The 8373-nt window shown below is 70.4% G+C and carries 4 protein-coding genes; all 4 read left to right on the forward strand.

The features are described 5' to 3' along the window. Positions 1-193 precede the first annotated feature (193 nt). On the forward strand, positions 194-2290 hold the full coding sequence (locus BUE42_RS28150) for a CHAT domain-containing protein (RefSeq protein WP_083614680.1): 2097 nt from the start codon (positions 194-196) through the stop codon (positions 2288-2290). 8 nt (positions 2291-2298) lie between these two features. Beyond that, positions 2299-3936, forward strand: a complete 1638-nt coding sequence (locus tag BUE42_RS28155) for a ShlB/FhaC/HecB family hemolysin secretion/activation protein (RefSeq protein ID WP_073468599.1) — start codon at positions 2299-2301, stop codon at positions 3934-3936. Positions 3937-3947: 11 nt separating this feature from the next. Then, complete coding sequence (locus BUE42_RS28160; protein ID WP_083614684.1) at positions 3948-7868, forward strand: beta strand repeat-containing protein; 3921 nt, start codon at positions 3948-3950, stop codon at positions 7866-7868. A gap of 287 nt (positions 7869-8155) precedes the next feature. Continuing rightward, a partial coding sequence (locus tag BUE42_RS33970; protein ID WP_235002660.1) for a hypothetical protein occupies positions 8156-8373 on the forward strand: 218 nt, incomplete at its 3' end.

Below are 8373 nucleotides of genomic sequence, written 5' to 3' on the forward strand. Positions count from 1 at the left end.
ACGGGATTCGGAAAGTTCATCCGCCCCCCTAGAAACCTCGGCGACTCACCTTGGTCACTTTGTCGCCGCCCCCCCGCCTCCTAGCATCCGCCGGCGATTGCGCTCACGCGCGGCCCGCGGCATGCGCGGTGCCGGCATGCATCGAAAGGCATACCTTGTGTTGACTTCTTCAGTTCGTGCTGGCTGCGTGGCGATGGCCTGCTCCCTGCTCCTGGCCACCGGCGCCCACGCCCAGTCGGCCGCCACCGCCGACGGCCTCGCCCCGGCCAACACCCAGGCCCGCGACGCCCTCGCCCGCCAGCGCGACGCCGAAAGCCTCTTCTCGGTCAGCGCCGAAGGCAAGGCGCTCTATGAACGCGATGTCGTCAAGCTCGACGGCTACGGCTACTGCGGCCGCTCGATCGCGCTCGCCGAGCAAGGCGAGTTCCGCCAGAGCATCCGCGCCGCCAGCAAGGCGCTGCACCTCGGCCAGGCCGACGACAACGACGACCTGAAGTCGCTCGCGCAACGCGACCTCGCGATCGCCTACAACTACGCCGGCCTGCTCGACGAGGCCGAGCGCTTCGCCAATGGCTCGCTCGCGCTGACGCCGAAAAACCCGCAGCAGGCCCACGCGCCGTCGCTGAAGGTGCTCGGCGACATCGCGGTGCGCCGCGCCCGCTACGGCGACGCCGCCGGCTACTACGGCCGCAGCATCGCGCTCGCGAGCGACCGCTTCCGCCCGCTGGTGCAGGTCTCGCTCGCCAACGCCTTCACCGCCGCCGGCCGCGCGCCCGAGGCGCTGAAGCAACTCGACCAGGTCCCCGTGCGCGAGGCCGACAAGCTCGGCCCGTTCTACAAGCGCAGCCGCGCCAACGCGCTGCTCGGCAGCGCGCAGCCGAACGAGGCACTGGCTCTTTTCAAGCAGGTTCTCGCTGACCCCGGCACCGGCGATGCCGCCTACCACCGGCTGTGGGCCTCCGAAGGCATCGCCCGCGTCGAAGCCGCCCGCGGCGACAAGGCCGCGGCGCTGGCCGCCTACCTCGACACCGTGCAGCAGGCCGAGCGCCTGCGCAGCAAGTTCACCAGCGACGAATTCAAGACGGGCCTGTTCGGCGACATCCAGCAGGTCTTCAACGCCGCGCTGAACCTGAGCCTGGATGCGCACAACTACGAGGCGGCGTGGACGCTCTCCGAGGCCTCGCGCTCGCGCCAGCTGCTCGATTCGATCCGCGACCGCGCGAGCGACACGCTGGCCCAGGAGCGCGTGTCGCTGGCCGAGCTGCAGCGCTCGCTCGGCGCCGGCGACGCGGTGCTGCAGTTCCACGTGCTCGACGACCGCAGCATCGTCTGGCTGGTCGCCCGCAGCGGGCTGTCGGCCGCGGTGATCCCGCAGGGCCAGGCCTCGCTCGCGAAACAGGTCGAAGGTTTCCGCAGCAGCGTCATCGAACGCCGCCGCGACACCACCTCGCTGGCGCAGCAGCTCTACAAGTCGCTGCTGTCGGGCGTCGACCTCGGTGACACCCGCCGCCTGTTCGTCGTGCCGCACGGTCCGCTGCACTACCTGCCGTTCCAGGCGCTGCACGACGGCCGCGGTTTCCTGATCGAGCGCAGCGCGCTGGCGGTGTGGCCATCGGCGGCCGTCGGCTCGAAGCTGCTGGCGCGCGGCAATGCGCAGGCTTCGTCGCTGCTCGGCTTCGGCAACCCGTCCACCGACCGCGACGTGCCGCCGCTGCCCGGCGCCGAGCGCGAGGTGCAGAAGGTGGCCCGGCAGTTCGGCCGCAGCGAGGTCTTCGTGCAGCAAGAAGCCACCAAGCAGCGCTTCAAGGAAGGCGCCGCGTCGGCGAGCGTCGTGCACATCGCCGCGCACGCCGAGCTCGACGAGGTCGACCCGCTGTTCTCGCGCGTGCTGCTGGCGTCCACGCCGAACGAGCCCGGGTTGCTGGAGGCACGCGACATCTACAACCTGAAGCTCGACGGCGTGCGCCTGATGACGCTGTCGGCCTGCGAGAGCGGACTCGGCAAGGTGTCGCGCGGCGACGAGATCGTCGGCTTCACGCATTCGATCCTGTCGGCCGGCGCGAACAGCATCGTCGCGTCGCTGTGGCCGGTGGCCGATGAGTCGACCGACCTGCTGATGACCCGCCTGTACCGCGAACTGGCCGGCGGCCGCGACCTGATGGGCGCGATGCAGCAGGCCGAGTTGGAGGTGCAGAAAAACCGCCGCTTCGCGCACCCGTTCTTCTGGGCGCCCTTCAACGTGATCGGCAACGGCCGCCTTCAGGTGTTCAACGCGGTGGCCGCGCGATGAGAACGAGCATGACCCCCCTCACCCTTCGCACGCTGCCGATGGCCCTGGCCCTGGCATTCCCGCTGGTGTCGCACGGCCAAACCGAAGCCCCCGCGCTGCGCAATGCGCCGCAGGCCGCCGAGGCCGCCTCGGCACCGCGCGCCGCCACCGCGAAGCCGGTCGTCAAGTTCACGATCAGCTCGGTGCGCTTCACGCCCACCAAGGCGGTGCCCGAATCCGAGCTGCAGCAGGTCGTCAAGCCCTGGCTGAACCGCGAGATCGCCGCCACCGACCTGGCGGTGGTCGCGGTCGCGCTGCGCCGCTTCTACGAGGAACGCGGCTACGGCCTGGTCGGCGTCGGCTTCCCGTCGCAGGACCTCGCGCAGGGCGTGCTGCAGATCGCGATCGTCGAGCCGCGCATCGTCCGCGTGACGGTCGAAAGCCCCGACAAGCCGCCGATCGCGCCGCAGAAGATCAGCGCCGTGCTGGCGCGCAACGGCATCGCGAAGGACGAGCCGCTCGACGTGCTGGCCCTCGACCGCGCGATGTACACGCTGAACGACTGGCCCGGCGTCGCCGCCAAGTCGACGCTGCTGCCCACCGGCGACGAAGGCCAGTACGCGATCGCGGTGCAGACCGAGGCGCGGCGCGGCTGGGATGCGAGCGTCGATGCCGACAACTACGGCTCCGAAACGACCGGCCGCTACCGCGCCGGCGCGCTGCTGCGCTGGAACAACCCGACCGGCTCGGGCGACAACCTCGACCTGCGCGCCTCGGTCTCCAGCGGCAAGGGCACGCTGGTCGGCCGGCTCGGCTACGAGATCCCGCTCGGCTCGAGCGCCTGGCGGCTGGGTGCCGGCATCTCGCGCGTCGAGTACGAGCTGGGCCAGGATTTCGCCGGGGCCGGCGCGGTCGGCTCGGCCAACGTCGCCGACGTGTCGCTGTCGTACCCCTTCATCCGCACGCGCGACCGCAACCTGGTCGGCCGCTTCGCAGTGACGAGCAAGAAGCTGGTCGACGAGTTCGGCGACACCACCGAGAAGAAGGTGCGCGGCGGCGAGTTCGGCCTGTCGTTCGAGAACCGCGACGCCTTCGCCGGTGGCGGCTTCACCGGCGGCAACCTCGCGCTGCAATTCGGCAAGCTCGACATCGAGAGCGAGTTCTATCGCAACTACGACGCCGGCCTCGGCGACCGCGCGACGCAGGGCAGCTTCCGCAAGCTCGGCGTGCAGGTGAACCGGCTGCAGGCGGTCGTGCCGCGCGTGTCGCTGTTCGTCGGGCTGGTCGGCCAGTTCGCGAGCAAGAACCTCGACAACGCCGAGAAGATGACGCTCGGCGGCGCGCGCGGCGTGCGCGCCTACCCGTCGGCCGAAGGCTCGTCGGACGAGGCCGCGGTGCTGAACACCGAGCTGCGCCTGTGGATCGACGCGCAGTGGACCGGCTTCCTGTTCTACGACACCGGCCACGGCAAGCGCTTCAAGCGACCCGCCGACGACGGCGTGTCGAACACGCTGAACCTGCACGGCGCGGGCCTGGGCGTGCAGTACACCAACGCCGAGCTCTTCACGCTGAAGGCCGCCGTCGCGCGGCGCGGCGACGAGCCCGTCACCTCCGAAGCCGACGACAAGCGCACCCGCTTCCTGGTCGAGCTGCAGCACGCATTCTGAGGACCATCGCCATGGCAACCCGCAATCGCTCTCTTGCACCGTCCCGTCAATTCCAGCCGCGCCTGCTGCCGATCGCGCTGGCGGCGGCCATGGCGCTCGGCGGCCAAGCCTTGGCCGCGCCGCCCGTCACGCAGCTGCCGGTCGTCAAGCCCGGCGGCGCGCAGATCAACGCCACCGTCGGCACCGCCACCGGTGGCGCGAACCCGACGCTCGCCGTCACGCAGAACGCCAGCGCCACCAACCGCGCGCTGGTCGAGTGGGAGAGCTTCAGCGTCGGCAGCAGCGCGAAGGTCAACTTCACGCAGCCGAACGCGCAGAGCATTTTGATCAACCGCGTGACCGGCAATGCGAACGGCATCGCGGCCAGCGAGATCTACGGCGGCATCAGCGCCAACGGCCGCGTGTTCCTCGTCAACCCGACCGGCATCGTGTTCGGGCCGAGCGCGCAGGTGAACGTCGGCTCGCTGGTGGCGACCACGCTCGACCTGTCGGCCGACATGACGGCCAACAACTACACCGGCTTCATCAACGGCGGCAACATCAACTTCGAGAGCACGGTGGCGCCGGGCGGCACGCGCAGCGTGCAAGTGTTCGAGTCCGACAACCCGCTGGTGCCGCAGATCCAGGCCGGCGAAGGCGGTTCGATCCTGCTGATCGGGCGCGACGGCGTCGAGCAGTCGGGCACGATCAGCGCACCGCGTGGCTCGATCACGCTGACCTCGAGCGCGACCGCGACGCTGACGCCGGTCACGACCAGCGGCTACATCGAGATCGCATCGGACACGCCGGCCCTGCGCAGCACCGGCGTGCTGCTGGGCAGCGGCTCGCAGACGCTGGCCAGCGGTGGCGCGATCCGCATCGGCGCGGCCGCTGAAGAAGGCGGTACGCGCAGCGAGACGATCACGGTCCAGGGCCTCGTCAGCACCGACAGCACGACCGGCGCCGGCGGCACGATCGACATCGATGCCGGCAGCGATGCCGCGTCGAAACTGGTCCTGACCGGCGCGACGCTCGGCGCGAGCAGCATGGTTGGAAAGGGCGGGCGCATCACGCTCGGCGGGCGCGACATCGCGCTGGACGACACCGGCCCGGTCTCGGTGGCCGCCGACGGCGCGACCGGCGGCGGCAGCATCGCGGTCGGCGGCACCGGCACCGGCTCGCTGGTGGTCGCCGGCAACGCCGTCGTCAGCGCCGATGCCACCGGCAGCGGCGACGGCGGATCGATCGCGATGCAGGCAATGCTGAACCGCATGGTGTCGTCCTCGCCGATCGGCCTGCCGCGCACCGAATTCGGCGTGCTCGAGATGTACGGCACGCTGCATGCTCGCGGCGGCATCGACGGCGGCAGCGGCGGCAGCATCGAGACCTCGGGCCTCGCGATGACGACCAGCCTGACCGACAGCACCACCGGCCTGATCGGTGCCGGCACGGTCGATGCGCGCGCCCGCGCCGCGAGCGGCAAGGCCGGCACCTGGACGCTGGACCCGTTCGACGTGACGATCTCGACCACCGGGCCCACCACGACCGACGGCGCGTTCAACCCGACCGGACCGGGCGCCAACATCCGTGCAGCCGACATCTCGGCCGCGCTGGACGGCGGCACCAGCGTGACGATCTCGACCGGCCAGGCCGGCTCCGGCAGCGCAACGGGCAACATCACGGTGGAGGCCGGTACCGCGATCGTGCGCAGTGCCGGCACCGGTGCCACCAGCCTGACGCTGCAGGCGCATGACAGCATCGCGATCGGCATCGGCAGCTCGATCACGGTGAAGGGTGCCGGCCCGATGGACATCAACCTGCTGAGCGATCTCGACGGCAACGGCAGCGGCAACATCAGCATCAGCGGCGCGACGCTGGCGACCGGCGGCGGCAGCCTGCTGCTGAGCGGCGGCGCGACGCCGGCCACCGGCTTCGCGCGCGGCAACGGGCAGATCGCCGGCGTCGATCTGAACACCAGCAGCATCGACACGCGCGGCAGCACGGGGGCCGGCAACGTGACGATCCGCGGCGCCGGCGGCCCGGGCACCTTCGAGTCCGGCGTCGTGATCTTGGGCACCGACATCACCGCGAACAACATCGGCGTGTTGGGCACCGCGGGTGCCGGCTTGGGCGTGCAGATCAGCGAGAGCACGCTGACCAGCGTGGCCGGCACGGTCGACCTGCGCGGCATCGCGACCCGGATCTCGAATGCCGGCGGCCAGGCGATCGGGCTGGACATCGGCTCGCTGAGCATCTCGGCCGGCACCGGCTCGGTGCTGCTGGCCGGGCGTGCCGACGATGCCGGCTTCGCGCTGACCGCAACCAACCCGGCGGTCGGGCTGCGCTACAGCTCGTTGTCGTTCGCCGGCGACGAAAACTCGACCGCCACGATCACGCTGGCCGGCCAGGCGGCGAATGCGACCGGCGGCACCGGCGTGCAGTACCACGTCGGCGAGAGCAACGTCATACCGGCCTCGACCGGTGCCAACGTGGTGATCGGCGGCGAGAGCGGCGGCGGCACCGCGCTCGACCTCGGCACGTTGTTCAACCCGTTCGTCCTCACGACCGGGTCGGTGAACTTCCGGCCGCTGGGGGTCGATGCGAACGGCGGCCTGACCGAGCAGAGCGACATCGCGATCCGGATCGGCGCCGGCAACAGCGGCGGCGTGCCGGGCAACGAGTTCCATGTGGACGCGAGCTGGCTGCAGCCGGCCGGCGAAAACAATGGCGGCATGACGGCGGGCAAGGGCATCGTCGTCGGCTCGGCCGGCCACGTCGGGCAGATCACGCTGGATGACGGCGTGCTGACGAACCACGACAGCGTTTCGCTGACGCTGCAGAACCAGGGCAACGGCTCGGCCGGCATCGTGCTGGGCGGGCAGAACTCGGTCGGCACGCTCGGGCTGATGAGCAGCGGTACGGTCACGCAGACCGGCGCGATCACCGTGCAGACGCTGGTGATCCAGGGCAGCGGCGGCAGCACGGTGACGCTGTCGAACGCGCAGAACCAGATCGGCACGCTGGCCTTCGATCCGCCGGGGGCGCTGACGGTGGTGACCGCCGGCAACCTGGTGGTCGATGCGGCGAGCGCGGCGTCGTTCGACGCGGCCGGTGCCGGCTTCTCGACACTCGCGATCACCGACAGCCAGGGCGGTGCATCGGCGCTGCTGCAGGCAGCCGGCACCATCACGCTGAACCGGTCGATCTCGATGGACAACGAGATTGGCCGGCTCGACATCGTGTCGCCGACACAGGTGATCTTCGGCACCGGCGCGACGCTGTCGGCCGGCACACGCTGGAGCGTGTGGGCGCCGGCGGTGACGGGCCTCGCGGCCGATTCGGGTGCGATCCGCTACTACGGCTGCGCGTTCGGCGACACCGGGACCTGCTCGGTGTCGGGCATCGCGTTGCCGCAGACCGGGCAGCAGGTGCTGCTGCCGACGCAACCGACGATCAACGTCGCGGCGACGCCGGCGAACGGGCCGGCGGGCGCGATCCCGCCGCTGACGTACACGGTGACCGGCCTGGTCAACGGCGACACCACCGCGACCGCGCTGACCGGTGCGCTCGCGACGGCGGCGACTCCTACCAGCCCGGAAGGCAGCTATGCGATCACGCAGGGCACGCTGACCTCACCGACCGGCTACGTGATCACGTTCCAGGGCGCGAACCTGGTACTCGGCGCGGTGCCGATGCCGATCGGCAACCTCGACATCCTGGGCGTGACGCGTGAGGCGCTGCAGTCGCGCTTCCAGTCGCAGTTCGAATCGGGTGTGTATGGCCGCAACCTGGCGCAGCCCTACATCTGCACGGCGGCGTCGCTGATCCGCGGCTTGTCGTCGGACGACAAGCAGGCTGATCCGCTGGCGGCGGAGTGGGGGAAGGTGCGGAACCAGCCGCAGCTGTCAGGGTGCCTCGACGTCAGTGACGGAGGGTCTTGCTCGGCCTTCTGATGGGGGCGCTTAGCGGCGGGTGAGGGGATGGGCTGGGGGCTCATGCTGGGGCGGTCGGCCCAGGGGGCCGACTCCACGAAGAAGCTCGGCTTTGGGGATGCATCGGCAAACTCCCGCCACTCACTTCGTTCGTTGTGGTCAAACAGTGCCGATGAGTATGTTCACGAAGCGCGCTGGCGCGCGCCATCCCCAAAGCCGAGCTTCTTCGTCGCCCCAGAAATCGCCCCCACCCCATCCCCTCACCCGCCGCTAAGCACCAGCCGCTCTGGTTGGGGGAAAAGACTGAAGTGATCGACGGGCACGCGGGCGCATGCGCGCTTCGTCATTCACTTGTTCGCTTGTCACCCCCGAAGGAGCACGGCGGTGGCACAAAGGCGCGGGTGGGGAGGCTGTGGAGCGCCAATAAGGAAGGGGCGCCGGAGCTGGCTGGTTTCATGGCCCGCGTGCGCAGCACGCTTCGTGAACTGACTGTCGCCGACTGTTTGACCACAACGAACGAAGTGAG

The organism is Rhizobacter sp. OV335 (genome assembly GCF_900142965.1).
GTDB lineage: Bacteria > Pseudomonadota > Gammaproteobacteria > Burkholderiales > Burkholderiaceae_C > Rhizobacter.

Excerpts from the sequence above, each read along its gene's own strand:
- BUE42_RS28150 (WP_083614680.1), top strand. The coding sequence starts at position 194 with ATGGCCTGCTCCCTGCTCCTGGCCACCGGCGCCCACGCCCAGTCGGCC.
- BUE42_RS28155 (WP_073468599.1), top strand. The coding sequence starts at position 2,299 with ATGACCCCCCTCACCCTTCGCACGCTGCCGATGGCCCTGGCCCTGGCA.
- BUE42_RS28160 (WP_083614684.1), top strand. The coding sequence starts at position 3,948 with ATGGCAACCCGCAATCGCTCTCTTGCACCGTCCCGTCAATTCCAGCCG.